Here is a 24,459-nt window from a genome sequence, read left to right as displayed (position 1 = left end):
GGGGAAGTCGCGGGCATGATCGCCGTCAACACGCGTGAAAAGGGCGGGACCCCGGATGGTGATCCGGGGTCCCGCCCTTTGAACGCTGCCGACGCCTAAGGCGTACTACAGGCCGTCAGTTGTCGTCCTCGTCGATGAGGAAGCCACGCATCGGCGAGGGAGCCTGGCCCATGGGCGACGGGCCCTGCGGCCGCACCGGCGCCATCGGCTGGGTCATCGCCGGGGACATCTGCTGCTGCCCGCCGTAGGACGGACCGGCCGGGCTGGGAGCGCCCATGCCCGGGTTGCCGCCGTAGGACGGAGCACCGGCGCCGGCCGGAGCCATGGAAGGCGCCGGGGACGGCGGCAGCGATGCCGTGGCCGGAGTGCGCGGCGGAGCGAGCGAGTCGTCGGCCTGGGTCTCCAGCTGACGCAGCTGGGACTCGAGGTAGGACTTCAGACGCGTGCGGTACTCGCGCTCGAAGCCACGCAGGTCCTCGACCTTGCGCTCCAGCGTGGCGCGGGCGGACTCCAGGGAGCCCATCGCGACGCGGTGCTTCTCCTGCGCGTCCCGCTCCAGGGCGTCGGCCTTGGCACGGGCGTCCCGCTCGAGACCCTCGGCACGCGAACGCGCCTCACCCACGATCTTGTTGGCCTCGGAACGGGCCTCCGCGATCGCCTGGTCGGCGGTCTGCTGGGCCAGCGAGAGGACACGGGCGGCGCTGTCGCCACCGGGGCCCTGACCGTGGCCGCCCATCGGACCACCCATCGGGCCACCCATCTGCTGCTGCATGGGGTTCTGACCCATCGGGCCCTGACCCATCGGACCCTGGCCCATGGGGCCCTGGCCCATCTGCTGCTGCATGGGGTTCTGACCCATCGGACCCTGGCCCATCGGACCCTGACCCTGCGGACCACCCTGTCCACCGTTGGGACCGGCGGGCAACTGCGGCGCACCGCTCGGCAGCTGGGGCGGGCCACCCATGGGGCCACCCATCTGCTGCTGCGGCGGGCCCGATATGCCGGCGGGCACCGGGGCGCCCGGGCCTCGCATGCCCTGCTGCGGCATGCCCTGCGGAGGCATCCCCTGCTGGGGCATGCCCTGCTGCTGCATACCGCCCTGCTGCATACCGCCTTGCTGCATGCCACCCTGCTGGGGCATGCCACCCTGCTGCTGGTCCTGTTCGGGCGGCTTGCGCATGTTCTGCTGGTTCTGGGCAGCAGCGCGTGTGGCCGCGGCCAGTTTGGCCCGCAGGTCCTCGTTCTCACGAAGCAGGCGGGTCAGTTCGGCTTCGACCTCATCGAGGAAGGCATCGACCTCGTCCTCGTCATAGCCTTCTCGGAGGCGGACGGTCGTGAACTGCTTGTTCCGCACGTCCTCGGGGGTCAACGGCATCTCTTCACCTCAACGTAGTCGTCGGCATCGGCAAGACGGTAGTTCACATCGCTCACAGCCGACTCACGATCGAGATCAGGATGTAGACGATGATCATCAGTACGAAGAAGGACAGGTCGAGCGCCACGCCCCCGAGACGCAACGGCGGGATGACCCGCCGCAGAAGCTTGAGCGGTGGATCGGTGACAGTGTAGGTGGCCTCCAGAACGACCACCATCGCCTTGCCGGGCTGCCATGAGCGGGCGAACTGGAAGACGTAGTCCATGACCAACCGGAAGATGAGCACGATGAGGAAGACCATCAGCGCGATGTAGACGACATCCAGGACCACGCTCATGTTCGGTGCTTCCCTCTCCCCTGTTCCGTGCTTCTCTGTACTGCCGTTTCCGGTCGAGCGTCTCAGCTCTGGTTGAAGAACCCGCCCTCTGCGATGCGGGCCTTGTCCTCCGCCGTGACATCGACGTTAGCAGGCGACAACAGGAACACCTTCTGCGTCACCCGCTCGATGCTGCCGTGAAGACCAAACACCAAACCGGCCGCAAAGTCGACAAGTCGCTTCGCGTCCGTGTCATCCATCTCAGTGAGATTCATGATCACCGGGGTGCCCTCACGGAAGTGTTCCCCGATGGTACGGGCCTCGTTGTAGGTCCGGGGGTGAAGCGTGGTGATCCGGTACGGCTCTCGTTCCGACACGACCTTGGGCATGATCACCGGTGCGTTCTTCTCCAGGGACTGACGTTCTTGTGTGATGGATGCCACGGGCGCGATGCGCGCCGGACGCCCGGATTCCGCGCCTAGCGAAGCGGAACGAGCCACCGGCTCACGCGGCGCCGGTGGCTGCACGATTCGCACCTCTTCGTCCCTTTGGGACTGATGCGCACCATGTGACTGATGGGACGGCTCGTGTCGCCGGTGGTCCCGCTCGGGCTCCGGGTCGAGCTCGGGTTCGAAGTCGTCGTCGGGGTCGAATCCCCGGCCGTCGTACCCATCGTCCTCCACGAGGCCGAGGTAGACCGCCATCTTGCGCATCGCGCCGGCCATTCTCTGAGTCCTCCGCTCTGTGGTGGATCGACTTTCAACTGCCAAGTCCCGCGATCCACGTGGCCCTTGTGTCCGCCCTTCGGCGGTAATGACCATATTTTCTGCTGTGGTCCGACTTCCTGGCGACGTTACCCGAGCCCGGGGCGGACTCCGAGTACCGCAGTGCCGACGCGTACATGTGTCGCTCCGGCCGCCACGGCATCCTCGAGGTCCGCACTCATCCCTGCCGACACCATGTTCGCAGCCGGATGGGCTCGGCGCAGGTCAGTCGACAAATCCATCAACCGCCCGAAGGCCTCGCGTTGGCGCCCGGCGTACTCCCCGGTCAGAGGTGCGACGGTCATCAGTCCGTCAAGTCGCAGCCCCGGCGATCCGGCGACCAGGGCGGCCAACTCCTCGACACCGCCCGGGGCCACGCCGCCCCGCTCACCCCGCTCGCTCGCCCCGGCGTCGAGCGCCACCTGAAGCAGACAGCCCACCTCGCGCCCGGCCCGCACGGCCTCCTTCGACAGGGCCGTCACCAGCCGGGCCCGGTCGACGGACTGCACCACGTCCGCGTAACCGACGACGGAGCGGACCTTGTTGGTCTGCAGCTGACCGACGAAGTGCCAGCGCAGCGGCAGCCCGGCACACTCGGCCGCCTTGGGCGCCGCGTCCTGGTCCTTGTTCTCGGCGACATGGCGCACACCGAGTTCCGACAGGAGTCGCACATCGCTCGCCGGGTAGGTCTTGGTGACCACGATCAGGGTCACCTCCTCCCGCGCACGGCCCGCGGCCGCACAGGCGGCGGCGATCCGATCCTCCACCTTCGCCAGGTTTGCGGTGAGTTCGTACTTACGGTCCGTCATGCCCCATCAGTCCAACCAGACATATCCCGCGAGTCGCCCCGTGGAGCGGTCGCGGCGATACGAGAAGTGATCGTTCGACTCCCGTGTGCACACCGGCGACCGCTCCCGGTCGTGCACCCCGAGCCGGTCGAGCTGCGCGTGCACCCCGGCGATCACGTCGACGGCGGGGGTGCCCCAGCTCGTCTCGGCGCTCGCCGCCGGCTCGACGGCGGCCACCTCGGCGCGCATCGCCTCCGGAACCTCGTAGCACCGCCCGCACACGGCGGGTCCGGTGCGGGCGACGATCCGGGAGGGGGCGGCGCCGAGCGACTCCATCGCGTCGATCGCCGCCGGCACGATCCCCTTGACCATGCCGGGCCGCCCGGCGTGGGCGGCCGCGACCACCCCGGCGACGGGGTCGGCGAGCAGGACGGGCACACAGTCCGCCGTCAGCACGGCGAGGGCGAGTCCCCGGGTCGCGGTCACCAGACCGTCGACCGGCGGGGTGAGCCCGGTGGTCCACGGTCCGTCGACCTCGGCGACGTCGCTGCCGTGCACCTGGTTCATCCAGACGACCAGGCCGGGGTCCAGACCCAGCGACTTGGCGGCCAGTTCACGATTGACGCGTACGGCGTCGGGGTCGTCGCCGACCGCTCCGCCGAGGTTGAGCTCCTCATACGGAGCGGCGCTCACCCCGCCCCACCGGTCGGTGAAGGCGAAGTGCGCGCCGCTCACGCTTTCGCGCTGTCCTATCACTTCAGGAAGTCCGGCACGTCCAGCTCCTCGGCCGCGCTGTCCGAGTAGGACCGCGACGGCGGCACCGGCGGCGAGACCGGCAGGTCCGCCACCGGCTCGGGCGCCGGCTGCGCCTCCTCCTTGGGGGTCACGCTGCCGAGCGAGCCGAAGGACGGCCGGCTCTCGGGCTGTCGTACCGGGGTGGGCTCCTCGCGGCGTGCCGAGGACGAGGACGAGCCCATGACGGTCTCCCGGCGCGCCGGGGGCTGGCCCCCGTCAAAGCCGGCCGCGATGACGGTGACCCGCACCTCGTCGCCGAGGGCGTCGTCGATGACCGCACCGAAGATGATGTTGGCCTCGGGGTGCGCGGCCTCGCTGACCAGCTGGGCAGCCTCGTTGATCTCGAACAGGCCGAGGTCGGAGCCACCGGAGATGGAGAGCAGGACGCCCCGGGCCCCGTCGATCGAGGCCTCCAGGAGCGGCGAGGAGATCGCCATCTCGGCGGCGGCCACCGCGCGGTCGTCGCCACGGGCCGAGCCGATGCCCATGAGGGCCGAACCGGCCTCGGACATGACCGACTTCACGTCGGCGAAGTCGAGGTTGATCAGACCGGGGGTGGTGATGAGATCGGTGATGCCCTGGACACCGGAGAGCAGGACCTGGTCGGCCGACTTGAAGGCGTCGAGGACCGAGACCTGGCGGTCCGAGATGGAGAGCAGTCGGTCGTTGGGGATGACGATGAGGGTGTCGACCTCTTCGCGGAGTTCGGCGATGCCGTCCTCCGCCTGGTTGGCGCGGCGCCGGCCCTCGAAGGTGAAGGGGCGGGTGACCACGCCGATGGTGAGGGCGCCGAGGTTGCGTGCGATGTTGGCCACGACGGGCGCGCCGCCGGTGCCGGTGCCGCCACCCTCTCCGGCCGTCACGAAGACCATGTCGGCCCCCTTGAGGACCTCCTCGATCTCCTCGCGGTGGTCCTCGGCGGCCTTGCGGCCCACGGCCGGGTTGGCGCCGGCGCCGAGTCCGCGCGTGAGTTCACGGCCGACGTCGAGCTTGACGTCGGCGTCGCTCATCAACAGCGCCTGCGCGTCGGTGTTGATGGCGATGAACTCGACGCCCTTGAGACCGACCTCGATCATCCGGTTGATGGCATTGACACCACCGCCGCCGACACCGATGACTTTGATGACTGCGAGGTAGTTCTGCGGTGCTGCCACGTCGAAGGCCTCTCGCCTCGAGTTACGTGTCGTCGCCTCGCAGGTGATGCGATCCGACGACTGATGCCGAATGGGCCGGTCCGTTTCGCCGACCCGAACCCTAACGCTGAAGTTTAGGGTTACCAGTGTGTCTGTTCCTTGGAGTCTTCTGAACAGGACACTAAGTCGACAAGTGGCGCCCGTTCAACGAACACGCCGAACCTCCCGTTTTTCTTTTCACCCTATGTGATCAGGCGTGTCACTGCCCAACCAGGGTGCTGGCCTGCGCGGACGTGCGTCAACTCCCCGCTGACGCAGGGGCGGTGGGAGCGCTGACATCGAAGTGCCGCGCAGCCGGGGCGGCTTTCATGAGAGCGGTGAGTGTACGGCCCTTCGCCGCGGCTTTCTCGGCACTTCCCCACGCGACCGTGCGGCCGCCGCTCAACTCCAGCGAGATGTCGTCGTAGGAACGGACCTTGACGACCCGGGTGGCCCGCGCGACGCCGGCGGGCAGGGAACCGGCCGCCTTCACCGCCTCCCGCACCAGCCGGGCCTCGCCGAAACGGCGCAGGCTCGCGGCGGCCGAACGCGAGGAGGAAACGGCCATTTCCAGCATCGGGACGCCTTTCGGAGCCTCGGAAACCGTAGCGAAACGGACACCTTCATCGTCCACTTCCACGAAGTTCGACCCCTTTTGCACGAGCAGAACCGGCGTACGCTCCGTCACTTTCAGGCCGATTCCATGGGGCCACGAACGCACCACGTCGACCGAGTGAATTCGGGGCAATTCCGCACGGAGTCGGGCCTCGATCGCATCGATGTCGACCGAGACCAACGGCGATCCGACCGGTACGGCGGCCGCTTCGCGCACCTGCGGCGGCGTCAGCACCTTCGTCCCGGACACGGAGACCCGCTCCACGCGCAGCCACTGCGAGCCGTACAACACCCAGCCGGTGCCCGCGCCGAGGAGCAGGACGGCCAGCGCGAGAATGATGATCGTACGAAGTCGGCGCGGCCCCAACCATCGGACGAGGGGCGGGCCGGGCGACTCCTGCTGGCGTGCACCGCGCTCGGCGGTGGCGGATCCGGCCACGCACACTCCCTTTCCTGGCTGGTTCACCTCCGGGCGCCGCAGCCGGTGTCGAGAGCCCGGCCGCGCTCAGCCCTCGGGCCTGCGCGAGCTCGGCCTCTCGACACCGACACGCCCCCTTCGGCTCACGCGCCGACGCGATTCCTAACGGCGTGCACGACTGGCGGCGATCGCCTCGTACACCATGCCGACGAGCAGCTCGTCGGCGTCCCGGCGGCCGAACTCGCTGGCGGCACGGGACATCTCGTACAGCCGGTGCGGGTCGGCGAGGACGGGCAGGACGGTCTCCCGGACCCAGTCGGGGGTCAGTTCCGCGTCGTCGACCAGCAGCCCGCCGCCCGCCTTGACCAGCGGCTGGGCGTTCAGCCGCTGTTCGCCGTTGCCGATGGGCAGCGGGACATAGGCGGCCGGAAGCCCGACGGCGGAGAGTTCGGCGACGGTCATCGCACCCGCGCGGCAGAGCATCATGTCGGCGGCGGCGTACGCGAGGTCCATCCGGTCCACGTACGGTACCGGGATGTAGGGGGGCATCCCCGGCATCTGCTGTACCTGCGGCAGTTCGTTCTTCGGGCCGACCGCGTGCAGGATCTGGATCCCGGCCTGCTGGAGCCAGGGCGCGACCTGCTGGACGACCTCGTTGAGGCGGCGGGCGCCCTGCGAACCGCCGGAGACCAGCAGGGTGGGCAGGTTGGGGTCGAGCCCGAACATGTGCCGGGCCTCGGGGCGCATGGCCGCGCGGTCCAGGGTGGCGATGGAGCGGCGCAGCGGGATGCCGATGTAGCGGGCATCCCGGAGCTTGCTGTCGGGCGTGGAGACGGCGACCCGGGCCGCGTAGCGCGAGCCGATCTTGTTGGCCAGGCCGGGGCGGGCGTTCGCCTCATGGACGACGATCGGGACGCCGAGCCGCTTGGCGGCCAGATAGCCGGGCAGGGCCACGTAACCACCGAAGCCGACGACCGCGTCCGCCTTGGTGCGCTCCAGGATCTGCTCGGCGGCCTTGATCGTGCCGCGCAGCCGACCCGGGACGGTGATCAGTTCGGGGGTGGGTTTGCGCGGCAGCGGGACGGCGGGGATCAGCGCGAGGTCGTAGCCCCGCTGCGGAACGAGCGTGGTCTCCAGACCGCGCTCCGTGCCCAGTGCCGTGATCCCCACAGTGGGGTCCTGCCTGCGCAGGGCGTCCGCGAGGGCGAGCGCGGGCTCGATGTGGCCGGCGGTCCCCCCACCAGCGAGTACGACATGCACCGAAATTCACCGCTCTCCGGACGGACGCGCCGCCGAGGCACGCCGTCGCATCGTGTTCCATCTCCGGGGGCTCCGGTCGAAAGCGGAGCCCCCAGCCCCCCGCTTTCTACCAAAGCGGGGGTGCCGCATCGCAAGCGCCGCCCGCGCACCGGGCTCGTCGCGTGCGAAAGCGATCAGCAGCCCGATGGCGAACATGGTCGGCAGCAGGGCGGAACCCCCGTAGGAGAACAGCGGGAGCGGGACGCCGGCGATCGGCAGCAGGCCGAGCACCGCACCGATGTTGATCACCGCCTGAGCGGTGATCCAGGTGGTCACGCCTCCCGCGGCATACCTCACGAAGGGGTCCTCCGTGCGTCCGGCCACGCGGATACCCGCATAGCCTAGAGCCGCGAACAGGGCGAGTACCGACAGCGTCCCCGCGAGACCCAGTTCCTCGCCGGTGACGGCGAAGATGAAGTCGGTGTGGGCTTCGGGGAGTTGGCCCCATTTCTCCACACTCGCACCGAGCCCCGAGCCGAAGATCCCGCCGGAGGCCAGGGCGTAGATCCCGTGCACGGCCTGCCAGCAGGCGTCACCGGGGCCGGGATCGGTCGCCCCGATGCACTGCAGGCGGGCCATCCGGTTCGGGCTGGTCTTGATAAGGATCACACCGAGGGTCGCCGCGACCGACAGCACCCCGACGAAGAGCCGGGTGGGCGCCCCCGCCAGCCACAGGAGCCCGAACAGGATCGCCGTCAGAATGATCGCCGTGCCCATGTCGCCGCCGAGCATGATCAGCCCGAGCAGCATGAACGCGACCGGCACCAGCGGCACCAGCATGTGTTTCCACTGCGCGAGCAGCTTCCTGTCCTGTTTGCGGGCGAGCAGATCGGCACCCCAGAGCACCAGCGCGAGCTTGCCGAACTCGCTGGGCTGGATCTGGAAGGAGCCGCCGAGCGAGATCCAGTTCTGGTTGCCGTTGACCGACATCCCTATCCCCGGTACCTGCACCAGCGCCATCATGAAGACGGCGCCCGCGAGGATCGGGTAGGCGAGTCCCCGGTGCAGTTTCACCGGCATCCGGGAGGCGACCAGCAGCAGCGCGGCCCCGATGGAGGCGGCCAGGAACTGTTTGCGGAAGAAGAACGATCCCGGCAACGACATCTGCAGTGCGGTGATCTGGGAGGCCGAGTAGACCATCACGAGGCCCAGGACGGTGATCAGCAGGCTGCCGCCGAAGATCAGGTAGTACGCGGTCAGCGGCCGGTCCCAGGCCTTCTGCGCACGCGTGTAGAGCCGTCGTACGGGGTTGTCGCGGAGCGGGCGGGAGGCTGTCGCGGGTCTGCGGACGGTCCGCTGGACAGGCGGACGCCCGGTACGGCTACCGGGCATCGGCTGCTCCCCGGTGCGCGGCGCAACCGCTGTACCCGGCTGCCGTGCCGTACGTCGGCCGTGACGGTCCCACGCGTCCCTCCCAAGGTCGCCCGGCAGGCGGCCGGGTCAGGTTCCGAGTTCGCCAACCGCCTGGGCGAAGATGTCACCGCGCTGGTTGTAGTTGACGAACATGTCCATGGAGGCGCAGGCCGGGGCGAGGAGCACCGTGTCGCCTTCGACGGCGAGGCGCCGAGCCTCCTGGACAGCCGCGAGCATCGCCCCAGTGTCCGTCCGTTCGAGGTCGACGACGGGTACTTCCGGGGCGTGTCGCGCCAGGGCTTCACGGATCAGGGCGCGATCGGCGCCGATGAGCACCGCCGCGCGAAGCCGCTTCGCCGACTTGGCGACCAGCTCGTCGAAGGTGGCGCCCTTCGCCAGTCCGCCCGCGATCCAGACGATCGACTCGTAGGCCGCCAACGAGGCTTCCGCCGCGTGTGTGTTGGTCGCCTTGGAGTCGTCGATGTACGCGACGCCGTCCACGTCCGCCACGTGGGCGATGCGGTGGGCGTCCGGCGTGAAGGCCCGCAGTCCGTCCCGCACGGCCTTGGCGGGCACCCCGAGGGCGCGTGCCAGGGCCGCCGCGGCAAGGGCGTTGGCGATGTTGTGCGGGGCGGGCGGGTTCACGTCCGAGACCTCGGCGAGCTCCTGGGCGTTCTGCTGCCGGTTCTCGACGAAGGCGCGGTCGACCAGGATGCCGTCCACGACGCCGAGTTGGGACGGGGCGGGGGCGGCGAGGGTGAAGCCGATCGCCCGGCAGCCCTCCTCGACGTCCGCCTCCCGGACCAGGTCCTCGGTGGCCTTGTCGGCGACGTTGTAGACGCAGGCGACCTGATTGCCCTCGTAGACACGGCCCTTGTCCTTGGCGTACGCCTCCATGGAGCCGTGCCAGTCGAGGTGGTCGGGGGCGAGGTTCAGGACGACGGCCGAGTGGGCGCGTAGTGAGGGCGCCCAGTGCAGCTGGTAGCTGGAGAGCTCCACGGCGAGGACGTCGTACGGCTCCTCGCCGAGGACGGCGTCCAGCAGGGAGACACCGATGTTGCCGACGGCCGCCGTGCGCAGGCCGGCCGCCTTCAGGATGGACGCCAGCATCTGGGTGGTGGTCGTCTTGCCGTTGGTGCCGGTGACGCACAGCCAGGGGGCGGCCTTGCGGCCGTCCAGTTCCCTGAGCCGCCAGGCGAGTTCGACATCGCCCCAGACCGGTACCCCGGCCGCGTGGGCCGCCGTGAACAGCGGCTTGTCGGGCTTCCAGCCGGGTGCGGTGACGATGAGTTCGGTGCCCTCGGGCAGGGTCGCCCCGTCACCGAGGCGCACGGTGACGCCCAGTGCCTCCAGCTCGGCGGCCTGCTCACGCGCGCGTGCGTCGTCTCCGTCGTTGACGACGGTGACCTTCGCGCCGAGCCCGTGCAGCACCTTGGCCGCCGGGATGCCGGAGACGCCGAGCCCGGCGACGGTGACGTTCTTCCCCTGCCAGTCGGTCACTTGTCCGCTGCCCATCCCGCGTAGAAGATGCCGAGTCCGACGATCACACAGATGCCCTGGATGATCCAGAAACGGACCACCACCAGGACTTCGGACCAGCCCTTGAGTTCGAAGTGGTGCTGAAGCGGCGCCATCCGGAAGACCCGCTTGCCGGTGAGCTTGAAGGAGCCGACCTGGATGACCACCGACATCGTGATCAGCACGAACAGGCCGCCCAGGAGGGCGATCAGCAGCTCGGTGCGGGAGCAGATCGCGAGGCCGGCGAGCACACCACCGAGCGCCAGCGAACCGGTGTCGCCCATGAAGATCTTGGCCGGCGAGGTGTTCCACCACAGGAAGCCGAGGCAGGCGCCCATCAGCGCGGACGCGATGACCGCGAGGTCCAGCGGATCGCGTACCTCGTAACAGGCGCTGGGGTTGGTCAGGGTCTCGCCGTTGGCGCAGGACTCCTGGAACTGCCAGACGCCGATGAAGGTGTAGGCGCCGAAGACGAGGACGGAGGCACCGGTGGCGAGGCCGTCCAGACCGTCCGTCAGGTTCACGCCGTTGGACATCGCCAGGATCATGAACAGCGCCCAGACGACGAACAGCACCGGGCCGATCGTCCAGCCGAAGTCCGTGATGAAGGACAACTTCGTGGAGGCCGGGGTGTTGCCGCGCGAGTCGGAGAACTGCAGCGAGAGCACCGCGAAGGAGATGCCGACGATCAGCTGGCCGGCCATCTTCGCCTTGGCCCGCAGACCGAGCGAACGCCGCTTGACGATCTTGATGTAGTCGTCGAGGAAACCGACCAGACCCATGCCGCACATCAGGCCCAGCACCAGCAGACCGGAGTAGGTCGGGGGCTTGCCCGTGATGACCTTGGACAGGAAGTACGCGGCGACCGTGGCGAAGATGAAGGCGATGCCGCCCATGGTCGGCGTACCGCGCTTGCTGGCGTGCTCGCGCGGACCGTCGTCGCGGATGTACTGGCCGTAGCCCTTGCGCGCCAACAGCTTGATCAGCAGCGGCGTTCCGCCCAGCGTCAGGAAGAGGCCGATCACACCCGCGAACAGGATCTGATTCATCATCGGGCCGCGACCTCACCCTCGGTACCGGTCGCGAGCAACGCCTGCGCGACGCTCTCGAGGCCGACCGAACGGGACGCCTTCACGAGTACGACGTCCCCCGGGCGCAACTCGCTGCGCAACAGGTCGACCGCCGCCTGTGCGTCGGACACGTGCACCGACTCCTCACCCCACGAACCCTCGTTATATGCGCCCAGTTGCAGCCAGGCGGCTTCCCTGCCCCCGACCGCGACGAGCTTGCCGACATTGAGCCGGACGGCGAGCCGTCCGACCGCGTCGTGCTCGGCGAGCGCCTCGTCCCCGAGCTCGGCCATCTTGCCGAGCACCGCCCACGTCCGGCCCCCCTTGCCCATGGCCGCGAGCGCGCGCAGAGCGGCTCGCATGGACTCGGGGTTCGCGTTGTAGGCGTCGTTGACGATCGTCACGCCGTCCGGGCGCTCGGTGACCTCCATCCGCCAGCGGGAGAGGGAGCCCGCCTCGGAGAGCGCGGTGGCGATCTCTTCCGCGGACATGCCCAGCTCATGGGCGACGGCGGCCGCTGCGAGCGCGTTCGACACGTGGTGCTCACCGTACAGGCGCATGGTCACGTCGCTGCACCCGGAGGGTGTGTGAAGGCTGAAGGCGGGCTGTCCGCTGTCCGTGAGTCGCACGTTCTCGGCCCGTACGTCCGCTTCGCCGGACTCTCCGAACAAGACCACCTTCGCCCTCGTACGGGAGGCCATGGCCCGTACCAACGGGTCGTCGGCGTTGAGGATCGCGACGCCGCCCTCAGCGGCCGGCGGCAGGCTCTCGACGAGCTCGCCCTTTGCCTGTGCGATCTGTTCGCGGCCGCCGAACTCGCCGATGTGGGCGGTGCCGACGTTGAGGACGAGGCCGATCTTCGGGGGCGTCAGATCGGCGAGGTAGCGGATGTGACCGATCCGGCGGGCGCCCATCTCGAGCACGAGGAACTTCGTCTCCTCGGTCGCGGACAGGGCGGTCAGGGGCAGCCCGATCTCGTTGTTGAGCGAGCCGGGTGTGAAGACGGTGGGCGCCTTGCGCCGCAGGACCTGTGCGACGAGGTCCTTGGTGCTGGTCTTGCCGGCCGAGCCGGTGAGCGCGACGAGGGTCGCGCCGAGCTTGCGTACGACGTGCCGGGCGAGGGCGCCCAGTGCCGTCTGGACGTCGTCCACGACGATCGCGGGGACGCCGACCGGGCGCGAGGCCAGTACGGCCGCCGCGCCCGCCTGGACGACCGCGGCCGCGTAGTCGTGGCCGTCCACGCGTTCGCCGACGAAGGCGACGAAGAGGCTGCCGGGCACCACCTCACGGGAGTCCCGGACGACCGGTCCGGTGACTTCCGTGGACGGATCCGGTATGTCGTGGGTCTGCCCGCCGACGACTGCTGCGATCTCGGCGAGGGAGAGGGCGATCACAAGTTCATCCCTGGGTCTGCTGGATAGCTTCGCGAAGCACCTGGCGGTCGTCGAACGGACGGACCACCCCGGCGATGTCCTGGCCCTGCTCGTGGCCCTTGCCCGCGACCAGCACGGTGTCCCCGGCGTGCGCGCGGCCGACGACCGCGGCGATCGCGGCGGCCCGGTCCTCGAACAGCAGGACCTCACCGCGTTCGTGCGCGGGCACGGACGCCGCGCCCTGGAGCATCGTCGCGAGGATCGCGAGGGGGTCCTCGGAGCGGGGGTTGTCGGAGGTCAGTACGGCGGTGTCGGCGAGCCGGGCCACCGCGGCACCCATCGGGACGCGCTTGGTGCGGTCCCGGTCGCCGCCGCAGCCGAGGACGACGTGCAGCCGGCCCTTGGTGACCTTGCGCAGCGCCTTCAGCACCGACTCGACGGCGTCCGTCTTGTGGGCGTAGTCGACGACCGCGAGGTAGGGCTGCCCGGCGTCCACCCGCTCCAGCCGGCCCGGCACGCCCGGTACCGCGGCGACACCGTCGGCGGCGGTCCGCGGGTCGATGCCGGCGACGGCGAGGGCGACGATCGCGGCGAGGGTGTTCGCCACGTTGAAGGAACCCGGCAGCGGCGCCCTGGCGGCGACCCGCACCCCGTCCGGGCCCACGACGGTGAACGTCGAGTCCAGCGGACCGATCTCGACGTCGACCGCGCGCCAGTCGGCGTCCGGGTCGCCCTCGGCGGAGTAGCTGACGACCGGGACCTCCGCCTCCCGGATCAGCCGGCGGCCGTACTCGTCGTCGAAGTTGACCACGCCGAGTTTGCTGCGTTTCCGGGTGAACAGCTGCGCCTTGGCCTGGAAGTAGTCCTCCATGCCGGAGTGGAACTCCATGTGCTCCGGGCTGAGGTTGTTGAAGACGGCGATGTCGAAGACGCAGCCGTCGACCCGGCCGAGGACCAGGGCATGGCTGGAAACCTCCATGGCGACCGCCTCGACACCGCGCTCGCGCATGACCGCGAACAGCGCCTGGAGGTCGGTGGCTTCGGGGGTGGTGCGCTCGGACTTGATCCGCTCGTCACCGATGCGCATCTCGACGGTGCCGATCAGCCCGGTGGACCTGACCGGCTTGAGGCCGCCCTCCATGAGGTACGCGGTGGTGGTCTTGCCGGAGGTGCCGGTGATGCCGATCTGGAGCAGATCGCGGCCCGGGTCGCCGTAGATCGTGGCCGCGAGTGCGCCCATCCGTCCGCGCGGATCGTCGACCACCAGGACCGGCAGGCCGGTCGCGGCGGCGCGTTCCGCGCCGGTGGGGTCGGTCAGGACGGCGACCGCGCCCAGGCTCGCGGCCTGGGTGACGAAGTCGGCGCCGTGCAGGCGGGCGCCCGGCAGGGCGGCGTACAGGTCGCCGGGGCGGACCGCGCGCGAGTCGTGGGTGATGCCCGTGACCTCGACGGCGGCGCTTCCCGGCTGCTCGGCACCCAGTTGATCGGCGAGCTCCGCGAGGGGTGTGGCGGAGACCTGGGCCGGTCGGGGCGGTCCCGGATATGTCACGGAAGCGCCCTTCTGGGGGGTTTGGGACTGATCAGCGTGTGGCACGGCGGTGAGCGTACCGGGCGTACCCGCCTGCGGGCCAAGCGAGGGCGGGGCCGCGGACGACGAGACGTGCGGCGCGGGGTTCCCGGGGTCGGGAGTGATCATGGTCACGGGCTGGTTCCTGGCTTGTTCGGCGCTGAACAGTGACGGGGCGGGGGTCGGAGGCGGGGCGGGGGTCGGAGGCGGGCGGTGCGGGACGGTCAGGGAGTGAAGGAGACCGGGAGGCTCGCGGCCTTGGCGCCGGTCGGTGGGATCTGGAGGGTCTTCAGGGCGAACTCCATGACCTGCTTGAAGACGGGACCGCAGATCTGGCCGCCGAAGTAACTGCCCTCGGTGGCGTTCTGGATGGCGCAGTACACGGTGACCCGGGGGTTGTCGGCGGGCGCGAACCCGGCGAACGAGGAGGTGTAGCCCTTGTAGGTGCCGGTGGCCGGGTCGACCCGGTTGGCGGTACCGGTCTTGCCCGCGACGCGGTAGCCGGGGATCCGCGCCTTGGCGCCCGTGCCCTCCTCGTCGTCCACGACCGACTCCAGCATCTGGGCGAGGGTCTTCGCCGTCTTCTGGCTGACCACCCGGGTCTTCGCGGGCGCCTCGGCGGGGGTGAAGCGTCCGTCCGGGCCCTTGGTGCCGCGTACCAAGGTGGGCTCCACACGGACCCCGCCGTTGGCGATCGTCGAGTACACGGAGGCCGCCTGGAGCGCGTTGAGCGACATGCCCTGGCCGAAGGGGATCGTGTACTGCTGCGAGGTCGACCACTTGCCCGGCTGGGCCAGGATGCCCTTCGTCTCGCCGGGGAAGCCGAGCCCGGTCTGGCTGCCGATGCCGAACTTGCGCAGGTACGAGTAGAGCACCTGGTTGGCCTGGGCCTGCGTCTTGCCGAGCTGGCCGGTGGCCAGGATGGTGCCGATGTTGCTGGACTTGGCGAGCACGCCGTTGAGCGTGAGGTACCAGGTGGCGTGGTCGATGTCGTCCTGGAAGAGCCGGTCGCCGCGGTGCAGCCGGTTGGGCACGGTGACATGCGTCAGCGGCGTGGCGGCGTTCTCCTCCAGCACGGCGGCCATCGACATGACCTTGGCCGTGGAGCCGGGTTCGTAGGCGTCCTGGACGGAGGCGTTGCCCATGTCCGCGGAGTTGGCCTGCGAGAGGTCGCCCGGGTCGAAGCCGGGCGAGTTGGCCATGGCGAGGATCTCGCCGGTGCGGTTGTCCTGGACGATGACGTAGCCGCGGTCCGCCCGCGACTCCTCCACCTGGTCGGTGATGGCGTTCTGCGCGGCCCACTGGATGTCGCGGTCGATCGTCAGCTCGACGTCGGAGCCGGGCACCGCGGGGGTCTCGGTGGAGCCCACGGTGGGCACCTGACGGCCGCCGGACTGGGCGTAGCGGATCTTGCCGTCCTTGCCGGTCAGGGTCGCGTTCAGCTGCTGCTCGACACCGCCGCCGCCCTTGCCGTCGGCGTTGACCCAGCCCAGTATCCCGGCGGCGAGGTTCCCGTTGGGGTACACGCGCTTGCTGCTGGGCACGGAGAAGACGCCGGCGAGGACGTTGACGGTGGACTTGTCCGTCTCCGCCTTGGTGGACAGGGCGGACCTGAGGTCCCTGATCTGCTTCCAGACCTGCGGGGTCTGCCGGCCGGCCAGCTTGACGTACCGCAGGCTCGCGTCCTTCGGCCGCAGCTTCTTGACGAGGGCGGACTGGTCCTGGCCGAGGATCGGCGCGAGGAGGGCGGCCGCCTGCTCGGGGGCGTCGTCGACCTTCAGCTGCGCGCGCGTGAACATCGTGGGGTCGGCCGTGATGTCGTAGGCGTCCACGCTGGTCGCGAAGGCCACGCCGGCGCGGTCGGTGATCTCGCCCCGCTCGGCGGCCAGCACCTGTCCGACGTACCGGTTCTGCTCGGCCTTGGCGGCGTAGGCGCTCGCGTCGACGGCCTGCACCTGGAGCAGCCGGACGACGAACGCGATCAGCACCAGGGCCAGCGCGAGGCCGACCATCCGCAGGCGCGGGCGGGGGCTGCCGAGCCGGAGGGCACGCTGCGCCGCGGGGCGTGGAGCGGGCGCGGTCGGGCGGCGGGCGGGACGGGCGCCGGGGCCCGGCCGCCGCTGGGCGGACACGGGGCGGGAGGGCCGGGCGGGGCCGGGTACGCGCCGGCGCGGCGGTTCCCTGTCGGACACTTCCGTCACCTGCCGGGGGTCTCGGGGATGGCTTCGGTCGGGGCGGCGCTCGGGGCCGGGGGCCCGGTCGGCCCGGAAGGGGTGCTCGGCGGGGGTGTCGCGGGGGACGGCGGCGCCTCGATCGTCTGGGAGAGCCGTACGGCCTCCGGCGGCCGTACGGCGGCGGGAGCCTCCTCCAGGGACTGCTGGGCGGCGGCCGAGGGGACGCCCTTCACGGTGCCGTCGGGGTTCAGGAAGGCCGGGTCTCCGCCGGGGACCATGCCGAGTTCGCGCGCGCGGCGCTGGAGGGCGTCGGGGGCGGAGTAGGCGTCGATGTCCCGCTGGAGCGCCTGCTCCTCGTCGGTGAGGCTCTTGGTGTCCTTCTGGAGGTCGTCCATCTTGAACGAGCCCTCGCTGAGCGCGGAGTTCAGCACGAGCAGTCCGATGAGACCGCCGCCCAGGAGAAGGACGACGAGGAGGACGAACGGGGTACGGGCCGCCTGCCGCGGGCCGGCCGGGAAAAGCCGCGCGAGCCGGGCGGCCCTCCCCTTCAGTTCGGGTTTCCTACTCACTCGGCCTCCCCCGGGTCGGAATGGCGAACCCTCGGCTCACGCCCGTCATTCGATGGACTCCCTGATTCGCTCGGCCCCGCGCAGGCGTGCCGGGGTGGCGCGCTTGTTCTCGGCGATCTCTTCCTCGGTGGGAAGTTCGGCACCGCGGGTGAGCAGCTTGAGCCGGGGCTGGTAGCGCTCGGGGACGACGGGCAGCCCGGGGGGCGCGGTGTTGGCGGCACCGGCCGCGAACACCTGCTTCACGAGCCGGTCTTCGAGCGACTGGTAGGACAGGACGGCGATCCGCCCGCCCACGTCGATCGCCTCGACCGCCGCCGGGATCGCCCGCTCCAGGACGGAGAGTTCGCCGTTGACCTCGATGCGCAGCGCCTGGAAGGTGCGCTTGGCCGGGTTGCCACCGGTGCGCTTGGCGGCCTGCGGAAGGGCGTTGCGGATCAGCTCCACGAGCCGCGCGCTGTTGGTGAACGGCTCCTTGTCGCGCTCGCGCACCACCGCGGAGACGATCCGCTTGGCCTGCTTCTCCTCGCCGTACGCCCGCAGGATCCGCACCAGTTCACCGGGCGGGTACGTGTTGAGGACCTCGGCCGCGCTGACGCCGGTCGTCTGGTCCATCCGCATGTCGAGCGGGGCGTCCTGGGCGTAGGCGAAGCCGCGGTCGGCCTCGTCGAGTTGCATGGAGGACACGCCGAGGTCGAAGAGGACGCCCTGCACGCGCGCGATGCCGAGCCGGTCCAGTACGTCGGGCAGCTCGTCGTAGACGGCGTGCACGAGGGTGGCGCGGTCGCCGAACGGGGCGAGGCGCTCGCCGGACAGGCGGAGCGCCTCCTTGTCGCGGTCGAGGGCGACGAGCCGGACCTCGGGGAACTGCGTCAGCAGGGCCTCGCTGTGGCCGCCGAGGCCGAGCGTGCAGTCGACCACCACCGATCCCGGCCGCTGGAGGGCGGGGGCCAACAGGTCCAGGCACCGCTGGAGCATCACCGGGACGTGTCGACTGTGACTCAAGGGGCCCTCTCAGATCCGGCGGGTGTACGCATCGCCGGGTCCCCGCCCCCTGAGGAAGGGAAGGCCTGCCGGCGCCGCGGGGAGATCTCCGGCGGCCGGGCCGGGGTCTCACGGGGTTCAGTCCAGCAGGGAGATCGTCGCCTCCCGCTTCGCGTCACTTTAGTCCACGGTGTCTCGCGGTCAATCAACCGGCCTGCGCGGCGCGGCCCGACGGGGCCCCCTCCCCGCCTCCTCTGTGGCTTACCTCACAAAGAGCACGTGATGACACTCTTTTTCCGTTCTCACAGCAGGCCCAGAACGCACGTGACCAGTACCGTCTTCGGTATGACGACTTCTGCATCGGTTCCCGCACGGCCCGAAGGCGCCATAACCGACAACACCGTCACGGACCGCCTCGTCGAGGCGAACGAGCGGTACGCGGCCGCCTTCTCCGACCCCGGCATGGACGCCCGCCCCGTTCTGCACGTCGCGGTCGTGGCCTGCATGGACGCCCGCCTCGACCTGCACGCGGCGCTCGGCCTCGAGCTCGGCGACTGCCACACGATCCGCAACGCCGGCGGTGTGGTCACCGACGACGTGATCCGCTCGCTCACCATCAGCCAGCGCAAGCTGGGCACGCGCAGCGTCGTCCTCATCCACCACACCGGCTGTGGCCTCGAGGCGATCACCGAGGACTTCCGCTCCGAGCTGGAGATGGAGGTCGGCCAGCGTCCGGCCTGGGCGGTGGAGGCCTTCCGGGACGTCGACCAGGACGTACGGCAGTCGATGCAGCGGGTGCGCACCTCCCCGTTCCTGGTGCACACCGACGACGTGCGCGGCTTCGTGTTCGACGTGAAGACGGGCCTGCTGCGCGAGATCGACCCCGCGTAATCGCTGCCGCCGCCCTGTGCGACCGTTCACGGACGCCGTCGTTCGCTGTCGTTTCGCTGTTGATTTCCACACCTCGGACGCCCAGATAGTCATAACACCGACATATCGCGGACAGTTGTCCACAGGCGAGTGACACGAATCGGTAACGGCAGCAAGAATGCGGGTGTGACGTCACGCTGAGCAGTTCGTGCACGGCGTCCGTGATTCGGGGTGGGCCGGTTTGCCGCACAGAGCGTCGGCCCGGAGAAAGTTTGGGCCGAGGAGGGCCGGGTGACGACCTATGACGAGCGAGCGAGCCTCACAGATCTGACCGCCACTGTGGAGCGTGTCCGCAGTTCGGTGGAGGGAGTGATCGAGGGCAAGCCCGAGGTCGTACGGCTTTCGCTGACCGTGCTCCTCGCCGAGGGGCATCTGCTGATCGAGGACGTGCCGGGCGTCGGCAAGACGATGCTGGCCAAGGCGCTGGCGAAGTCCATCGACTGCTCGGTCCGCCGTATCCAGTTCACGCCCGACCTGCTGCCCTCGGACATCACCGGGGTGTCCATCTGGGACCAGCAGCGCCGGGAATTCGAGTTCAAGCCGGGCGCGATCTTCTCGCAGATCGTGATCGGCGACGAGATCAACCGCGCCTCGCCCAAGACGCAGTCGGCGCTGCTGGAGTCGCTGGAGGAGCGCCAGGTCACCATCGACGGGACGACGTACGAGCTGCCCAGTCCCTTCATGGTGGTGGCCACCCAGAACCCGGTCGAGATGGAGGGCACCTACCCGCTGCCCGAGGCCCAGCGCGACCGTTTCATGGCCCGTGTCTCCATCGGCTACCCGAGCCCGGAGGCCGAGCTCCAGATGCTCGACGTCCACGGCGGGGTCAGTCCGCTGGACGACCTCCAGCCGGTCGCGCACGCCCACGAGATCGTGAAGCTGATCGACGCCGTCCGCGGTGTCCACGTCGCCGACTCGGTCCGCCGCTACGCGGTCGACCTGGTCTCCGCCACGCGCAACCACCCGGACCTCAGACTCGGCGCCTCCCCGCGCGCGACGCTGCACCTGGTGCGCGCGGCCAAGGCGACCGCCGCCCTCAGCGGCCGGGACTACGCGCTCCCGGACGACGTGCAGAACCTCGCCGTGGCCGTCCTGGCCCACCGTCTGCTGCCCACGGCGCAGGCGCAGCTGAACCGCCGCACGGCGGAGCAGGTCGTCGAGGAGATCATCCAGCGCACCTCGGTGCCCGCGAGCCCCCAGCAGCACGGGTACGGACTCGGCCACGGCACACAGGCGTACGGCCAGCAGCAGTCGCGGAGGCTGTGATGACCGCCGGGGGGACCGGGCAGCCGTCCACGGGCCGAGGGGAGAAGGGCGAGAAGGGCGGCGCACGCACGGCCCTGGCCGGCCTGACCACCCGCGGCCGCTCCTTCCTCGCCGCCGGCATCGCGGCCGCCATCTGCGCCTATGTGCTCGGACAGCCCGACCTGCTGCGGGTCGGGCTGCTGCTGGCCGCGCTGCCGCTGATCTGCGCCGCCGTCGTCTATCGCACCCGCTACCGGGTCGCCGGCAGCCGCCGGCTCTCTCCCGCGCGGGTGCCCGCCGGCAGCGAGGCCCGGGTCCACCTGCGGATGGACAACGTCTCGCGGCTGCCCACCGGCCTGCTGATGCTCCAGGACCGGGTGCCGTACGTGCTCGGTCCGCGCCCCCGCTTCGTCCTGGACCGGGTCGAGGCGGGCGGCCGCCGCGAGGTGTCCTACCGGGTCCGCTCCGATCTGCGCGGCCGCTACCCGCTGGGCCCGCTGCAACTGCGCCTGAGCGATCCCTTCGGCATGTGCGAACTGACCAGGGCCTTCTCCAGCTACGACACACTGACCGTGATCCCGCGCGTGGAGGCGCTGCCCCCGGTCCGCCTGAGCGGCGAGGCCAAGGGGTACGGCGACGGACGGCTGCGCGCGCTGGCGCTGGCCGGCGAGGACGACGTGATCCCGCGCGGCTACCGCTACGGCGACGACCTGCGCAGGGTGCACTGGCGTCTGACCGCCCGCTACGGCGAGCTGATGGTACGCCGCGAGGAGCAGCCGCAACGCTCCCGCTGCACGGTGCTGCTGGACACCCGGGGCCTGTCCTACCAGGGCGCGGGCCCGGACTCCGCCTTCGAATGGGCGGTCTCGGGCGCCGCGTCCGTGCTGGTGCACATGCTGGAGCGGGGCTTCTCGGTGCGGCTGCTGACGGACACGGGCACCTCGGTGCCCGGCGAGGGCTCCGACGGGTTCGCCGGGGCGAGCCAGGAGTCGGCGGACGCGGCCGGGCTGATGATGGACACCCTGGCGGTGGTCGACCACTCCGACGGCACGGGTCTGTCCCGGGCGTACGACGTGCTGCGCGGCGGCAACGAGGGACTGCTGGTGGCCTTCCTCGGCGATCTCGACGAGGAGCAGGCGGCGGTGGCCGCGAAGATGCGCCAGCGCAGCGGAGGCGCGGTCGCCTTCCTGCTGGACGGCGACAGCTGGGCGCGTGAACCGAACGGCGCTCCCGATCCGATGAACAGGCAGGAGGAGCGGCTGCGGATGCTGCGCGAGGCGGGCTGGACGGCCCTCGGCGTGCCGCGGGGCGCTCCGCTGAGCGAACTGTGGCGCCAGGCGGACCGCGAGCGGGCGGGCGTGATGACGACGAGCGGCGGGGAGGGATGGTCATGAGCGGGCGGGCCCGACTGACGCTGTGCTCGGCGGCGGCGACGCTGATGGCCTCGTGCGCCCTGCTGCCCCTCGTCACCCCCGCCACCTGGCTTCTCCAGGCGGCGTTCCTGCTGGCCGTCCAGTCCGGGGTGGGCGCGGCGACCCGGCGGGTGCCGCTGGCCCGGCCGCTGACCGTGGCCGCCCAGACCGTGGTCACGCTGGTCCTGCTGACCCTGCTCTTCGCCCGGGAGCACGCCCTCGCCGGTCTGATCCCCGGCCCGGAGGCCTTCCGCCATTTCGGTGACCTGCTCCAGACGGGCACCGACGACGTGGGGCGGTACGCGATCCCGGCCCCGCTCTCCGACGGCATCCGGCTGATGGTGATCGGCGGGGTGCTGGTGATCGGTCTGGCGGTGGACACCGTCGCGGTGACCTACCGCAACGCCGCCCCGGCCGGCCTGCCGCTGCTGGCGCTGTACTCGGTCGCCGCGGGCCTGTCCGACGGGGTGACCGACTGGCTGTGGTTCCTGGTCGCCGCGGCCGGCTATCTGATGCTGCTGCTCGCCGAGGGCCGGGAACGGCTCTCGCAGTGGGGCCGCGTCTTCGGCGGGGCGCCGCGCGGCCCGGGCGGACCGTCCGGCCCGGTGGCCCCGGTGCGCACCGGCCGCCGTATCGGCATGGCCGCGCTGGGTGTCGCCCTCGTGGTGCCGCTCCTGCCGCTGCCGGCGATACAGGGCGGCCTGCTGGACGGGGCGGGCACCGGCGTCGGCGCGGGCAACGGCAGCGGGGGCACGATCTCCGCGGTCAACCCGCTGGTGTCGCTGCGCGACAGCCTGAACGTGGACGAGGACCGCACGGTCCTGACCCTGCGGACCACCACCAGCAACACCTCGGACATGTACCTGCGGATCGTGTCGCTGGACGACTTCGACGGCACGACGTGGAAGCCGGCGAAGCGTCACATCATCGCCGTGCCGGACGAGTTCCCCTCGCCCACCGGCCTGGGTCAGGACGTCAAGCGCACGGAGGTCACGACCCGGATCGCGGCCGACGCCGGTTACGGCCAGGACTGGCTGCCGATGCCGTACCCGCCCAGCAGCGTGCAGATCAAGGGCAACTGGCGGTACGAACCGGTCGGCATGACCCTGGTCGGCGACCATGGCCAGAAGACCAACGGCAAGACGTACCAGGTGACGAGCCTCGATGTGCAGCCGACGGCGGAGCAGCTGGCCTCGGCGCCCGAGGCACCCGGCTCCGTGAAGAGCACCTACACCAAGGTCCCGGACTCCCTCCCCGCGGTGGTGGCACGGCAGGCCCGGGAGATCACCAAGGGCGCCACCAGCGACTACGAGAAGGCGGTTGCGCTCCAGGACTACTTCGCGGTCACGGGCGGCTTCGAGTACGACACCGAGGTCGAGGTCGGCAGCGGCCCGGGCGCGATCGCCCGCTTCCTGAAGGACAAGCAGGGCTTCTGCGTCCACTTCTCGTTCGCGATGGCCGCGATGGCCCGCACGCTGGGCATACCGGCGCGGGTCGCGGTGGGCTTCGCGCCGGGTTCCCCGCAGGCGGACGGTTCGTTGGCGGTGGGCCTGAAGGATGCGCACGCCTGGCCGGAGCTGTACTTCGAGGGCGTCGGCTGGACCCGTTTCGAGCCGACCCCGACCCGGGGCTCGACGCCCACGTACACGCTGCCGGACAGTTCGGGCGAGACCGTTCCCGACCTGCCGCAGGCCTCCCGTTCGGCGGACGCGGTGCCTTCGACCGAGCCGTCGGCGAGCACCAGTTGCTCGGCTCAGGACAAGAAGCTCGAAGGCTGCGCCGCCGCGCTGCCGCTGGACCCGACGGAGCAGGACGGCGGCGGCACCCCCTGGTACGCGGTCGCCGGATGGACGCTGCTGGGGGCGGCGGCGCTCGCCCTGCCGCTGCTGCCGATGCTGTGGCGGCTGAGACGACGTGCGGTGCGGCTGGCGTCCGCCCAGCACTCCGCCTCCTCGCCCGCCGGGGCACCCCCGGGCGGGCGCAAGGACGGCGGCGCGGGCGGGGACGGCCGGCAGCCGGGCGCCCCCGGTCCGGCCGTGCTGCTGGATCTTCCGCCGCAGGAGGCCGGTGAGGCGGCCGCCGAGCATGTGCTGTCGGTGTGGCGCGAGCTCACCGACTCGGCCTGGGACTACGGCATCGAGCCGGACGACGCGCTGACCCCACGGCGAGCGGCCGCGCGGATCGTCCGGATCGGGGAGCTGGACGAGACGGTGGGCCGTTCGGTGCACCGGGTCGCCGGCGCCGTGGAGCAGGTGCTGTTCGCTCCGGAGCCCAGGGCCGAGGCCGGTCTGGCCGACGAGGTGCGCAAGGTGCGGGGGGCCCTGCGCGAGCGGGTCGGCTGGACCACGCGCGTGCGTGCCGTCGTGGCGCCGCGTTCGGCCATCCGCGCGGTCTGGGACCTCAACGACCGCTGGACGGCCCTCAAGGCGTCCTGGGCGGCCCGTCTGGCGACTCTCGTGCGCCGCCCGTCCGGGCCGCAGAGCCAAGAGCAGAGCGGCTGAGAAAGGGCCGAGCCGGCGTCCAGGTGGGCCCGTGCTCGGCCCGAGCCATGCCCGAGTCAGGCCCAGCCCGACCTGGACACCGGCCGCCCGTGCCGAGCACGGGCCACACAGGGGCCCGCAGGGCTCACACGGCCCACACGGCCCACACGACTCGCAGGGCTCTGCAAGAGCTGGGGACGCGTGCTGCCGGGACGGCGAAACGTTGAGGGGGGGTCCCCCCCGGC

The 24,459-nt window shown here is 70.8% G+C and carries 20 protein-coding genes; 4 read left to right on the top strand and 16 right to left on the bottom strand.

All coding sequences use genetic code 11. The features are described from left to right. Positions 1–115: 115 nt before the first annotated feature. The 16 genes from ACFVYS_RS42120 to rsmH all read right to left on the bottom strand — a co-directional run bounded on the left by ACFVYS_RS42120 (position 116) and on the right by rsmH (position 18,168). Positions 116–1,375, bottom strand: coding sequence for a DivIVA domain-containing protein (locus tag ACFVYS_RS42120; RefSeq protein WP_389510969.1), 1,260 nt, complete (start codon positions 1,373–1,375; stop codon positions 116–118). 52 nt (positions 1,376–1,427) lie between these two features. Then, positions 1,428–1,712: a YggT family protein gene (locus tag ACFVYS_RS42115; RefSeq protein ID WP_020129925.1), complete on the bottom strand. Its 285-nt coding sequence runs from the start codon at positions 1,710–1,712 to the stop codon at positions 1,428–1,430. Between the two features lie 62 nt (positions 1,713–1,774). Continuing rightward, positions 1,775–2,416 carry a cell division protein SepF gene (locus tag ACFVYS_RS42110; protein WP_020129926.1) on the bottom strand — a complete coding sequence of 214 codons (642 nt, stop codon included), beginning with the start codon at positions 2,414–2,416 and terminating at the stop codon, positions 1,775–1,777. Between the two features lie 128 nt (positions 2,417–2,544). Then, a complete protein-coding gene (locus ACFVYS_RS42105) occupies positions 2,545–3,264 on the bottom strand; it encodes a YggS family pyridoxal phosphate-dependent enzyme (RefSeq protein ID WP_389510967.1) in 720 nt (239 codons plus the stop codon). Positions 3,265–3,270: 6 nt separating this feature from the next. Beyond that, a complete protein-coding gene (gene pgeF, locus ACFVYS_RS42100) occupies positions 3,271–3,999 on the bottom strand; it encodes a peptidoglycan editing factor PgeF (RefSeq protein WP_389510965.1) in 729 nt (242 codons plus the stop codon). Beyond that, a complete protein-coding gene (gene ftsZ / locus ACFVYS_RS42095; RefSeq protein ID WP_020129929.1) occupies positions 3,996–5,192 on the bottom strand; it encodes a cell division protein FtsZ in 1,197 nt (398 codons plus the stop codon). The genes pgeF and ftsZ overlap by 4 nt, the downstream gene beginning before the upstream one ends. Positions 5,193–5,469: 277 nt before the next feature. Further along, a complete protein-coding gene (locus ACFVYS_RS42090; RefSeq protein WP_389510963.1) occupies positions 5,470–6,264 on the bottom strand; it encodes a cell division protein FtsQ/DivIB in 795 nt (264 codons plus the stop codon). 141 nt (positions 6,265–6,405) lie between these two features. Next, positions 6,406–7,503, bottom strand: coding sequence for an undecaprenyldiphospho-muramoylpentapeptide beta-N-acetylglucosaminyltransferase (gene murG / locus ACFVYS_RS42085; RefSeq protein ID WP_389510961.1), 1,098 nt, complete (start codon positions 7,501–7,503; stop codon positions 6,406–6,408). Positions 7,504–7,509: 6 nt separating this feature from the next. Beyond that, positions 7,510–8,874, bottom strand: coding sequence for a putative lipid II flippase FtsW (gene ftsW / locus ACFVYS_RS42080; RefSeq protein ID WP_389510959.1), 1,365 nt, complete (start codon positions 8,872–8,874; stop codon positions 7,510–7,512). A 108-nt stretch (positions 8,875–8,982) separates the two neighbouring features. Next, complete coding sequence (gene murD / locus ACFVYS_RS42075; RefSeq protein WP_389510957.1) at positions 8,983–10,410, bottom strand: UDP-N-acetylmuramoyl-L-alanine--D-glutamate ligase; 1,428 nt, start codon at positions 10,408–10,410, stop codon at positions 8,983–8,985. Beyond that, a complete protein-coding gene (mraY, locus tag ACFVYS_RS42070; RefSeq protein ID WP_355709664.1) occupies positions 10,392–11,465 on the bottom strand; it encodes a phospho-N-acetylmuramoyl-pentapeptide-transferase in 1,074 nt (357 codons plus the stop codon). The genes murD and mraY overlap by 19 nt, the downstream gene beginning before the upstream one ends. Beyond that, complete coding sequence (murF, locus tag ACFVYS_RS42065) at positions 11,462–12,877, bottom strand: UDP-N-acetylmuramoyl-tripeptide--D-alanyl-D-alanine ligase (RefSeq protein ID WP_389510955.1); 1,416 nt, start codon at positions 12,875–12,877, stop codon at positions 11,462–11,464. Before murF ends, mraY begins: the two co-directional genes overlap by 4 nt. Before the next feature lie 4 nt (positions 12,878–12,881). Then, a complete protein-coding gene (locus ACFVYS_RS42060) occupies positions 12,882–14,558 on the bottom strand; it encodes a UDP-N-acetylmuramoyl-L-alanyl-D-glutamate--2,6-diaminopimelate ligase (protein ID WP_389510953.1) in 1,677 nt (558 codons plus the stop codon). An 89-nt stretch (positions 14,559–14,647) separates the two neighbouring features. Further along, complete coding sequence (locus ACFVYS_RS42055; protein WP_389510951.1) at positions 14,648–16,615, bottom strand: peptidoglycan D,D-transpeptidase FtsI family protein; 1,968 nt, start codon at positions 16,613–16,615, stop codon at positions 14,648–14,650. A gap of 5 nt (positions 16,616–16,620) precedes the next feature. Further along, positions 16,621–17,166, bottom strand: a complete 546-nt coding sequence (locus tag ACFVYS_RS42050) for a septum formation initiator family protein (protein WP_389510949.1) — start codon at positions 17,164–17,166, stop codon at positions 16,621–16,623. Positions 17,167–17,211: 45 nt separating this feature from the next. Continuing rightward, positions 17,212–18,168 (bottom strand): 16S rRNA (cytosine(1402)-N(4))-methyltransferase RsmH, encoded by a 957-nt coding sequence (rsmH, locus tag ACFVYS_RS42045; RefSeq protein WP_389510947.1) that lies wholly within the window; start codon positions 18,166–18,168, stop codon positions 17,212–17,214. A gap of 261 nt (positions 18,169–18,429) precedes the next feature. Here rsmH and ACFVYS_RS42040 point away from each other — a divergent pair, with 261 nt between their 5' ends. The 4 genes from ACFVYS_RS42040 (at position 18,430) to ACFVYS_RS42025 (ending at position 24,235) form a co-directional block, all read left to right on the top strand. Next, positions 18,430–19,038, top strand: coding sequence for a beta-class carbonic anhydrase (locus ACFVYS_RS42040; protein WP_389510945.1), 609 nt, complete (start codon positions 18,430–18,432; stop codon positions 19,036–19,038). A 270-nt stretch (positions 19,039–19,308) separates the two neighbouring features. Continuing rightward, positions 19,309–20,343 (top strand): AAA family ATPase, encoded by a 1,035-nt coding sequence (locus tag ACFVYS_RS42035; RefSeq protein WP_389510943.1) that lies wholly within the window; start codon positions 19,309–19,311, stop codon positions 20,341–20,343. Beyond that, a complete protein-coding gene (locus tag ACFVYS_RS42030) occupies positions 20,343–21,716 on the top strand; it encodes a DUF58 domain-containing protein (protein ID WP_389510941.1) in 1,374 nt (457 codons plus the stop codon). Before ACFVYS_RS42035 ends, ACFVYS_RS42030 begins: the two co-directional genes overlap by 1 nt. After that, the gene (locus ACFVYS_RS42025; RefSeq protein WP_389510939.1) at positions 21,713–24,235 is read left to right on the top strand and encodes a transglutaminaseTgpA domain-containing protein; all 2,523 of its coding nucleotides are present in this window, start codon (positions 21,713–21,715) and stop codon (positions 24,233–24,235) included. Before ACFVYS_RS42030 ends, ACFVYS_RS42025 begins: the two co-directional genes overlap by 4 nt. Positions 24,236–24,459 lie beyond the last annotated feature (224 nt).

This window comes from Streptomyces sp. NPDC058295 (assembly GCF_042880655.1).
Classification (GTDB): Bacteria; Actinomycetota; Actinomycetes; order Streptomycetales; family Streptomycetaceae; genus Streptomyces; species Streptomyces coriariae.
Note: the sequence above shows the minus strand (reverse complement) of the source record. Positions and strands in the feature narration are given on the sequence as shown.

Coding starts and splice junctions, on each gene's coding strand:
- ACFVYS_RS42025 (WP_389510939.1), top strand. CDS start 21,713: ATGAGCGGGCGGGCCCGACTGACGCTGTGCTCGGCGGCGGCGACGCTG.
- ftsW (WP_389510959.1), bottom strand. CDS start 8,874: ATGCCCGGTAGCCGTACCGGGCGTCCGCCTGTCCAGCGGACCGTCCGC.
- ACFVYS_RS42030 (WP_389510941.1), top strand. CDS start 20,343: ATGACCGCCGGGGGGACCGGGCAGCCGTCCACGGGCCGAGGGGAGAAG.
- ACFVYS_RS42105 (WP_389510967.1), bottom strand. CDS start 3,264: ATGACGGACCGTAAGTACGAACTCACCGCAAACCTGGCGAAGGTGGAG.
- ACFVYS_RS42115 (WP_020129925.1), bottom strand. CDS start 1,712: ATGAGCGTGGTCCTGGATGTCGTCTACATCGCGCTGATGGTCTTCCTC.
- murD (WP_389510957.1), bottom strand. CDS start 10,410: ATGGGCAGCGGACAAGTGACCGACTGGCAGGGGAAGAACGTCACCGTC.
- ACFVYS_RS42110 (WP_020129926.1), bottom strand. CDS start 2,416: ATGGCCGGCGCGATGCGCAAGATGGCGGTCTACCTCGGCCTCGTGGAG.
- ACFVYS_RS42040 (WP_389510945.1), top strand. CDS start 18,430: ATGACACTCTTTTTCCGTTCTCACAGCAGGCCCAGAACGCACGTGACC.
- ACFVYS_RS42120 (WP_389510969.1), bottom strand. CDS start 1,375: ATGCCGTTGACCCCCGAGGACGTGCGGAACAAGCAGTTCACGACCGTC.
- mraY (WP_355709664.1), bottom strand. CDS start 11,465: ATGATGAATCAGATCCTGTTCGCGGGTGTGATCGGCCTCTTCCTGACG.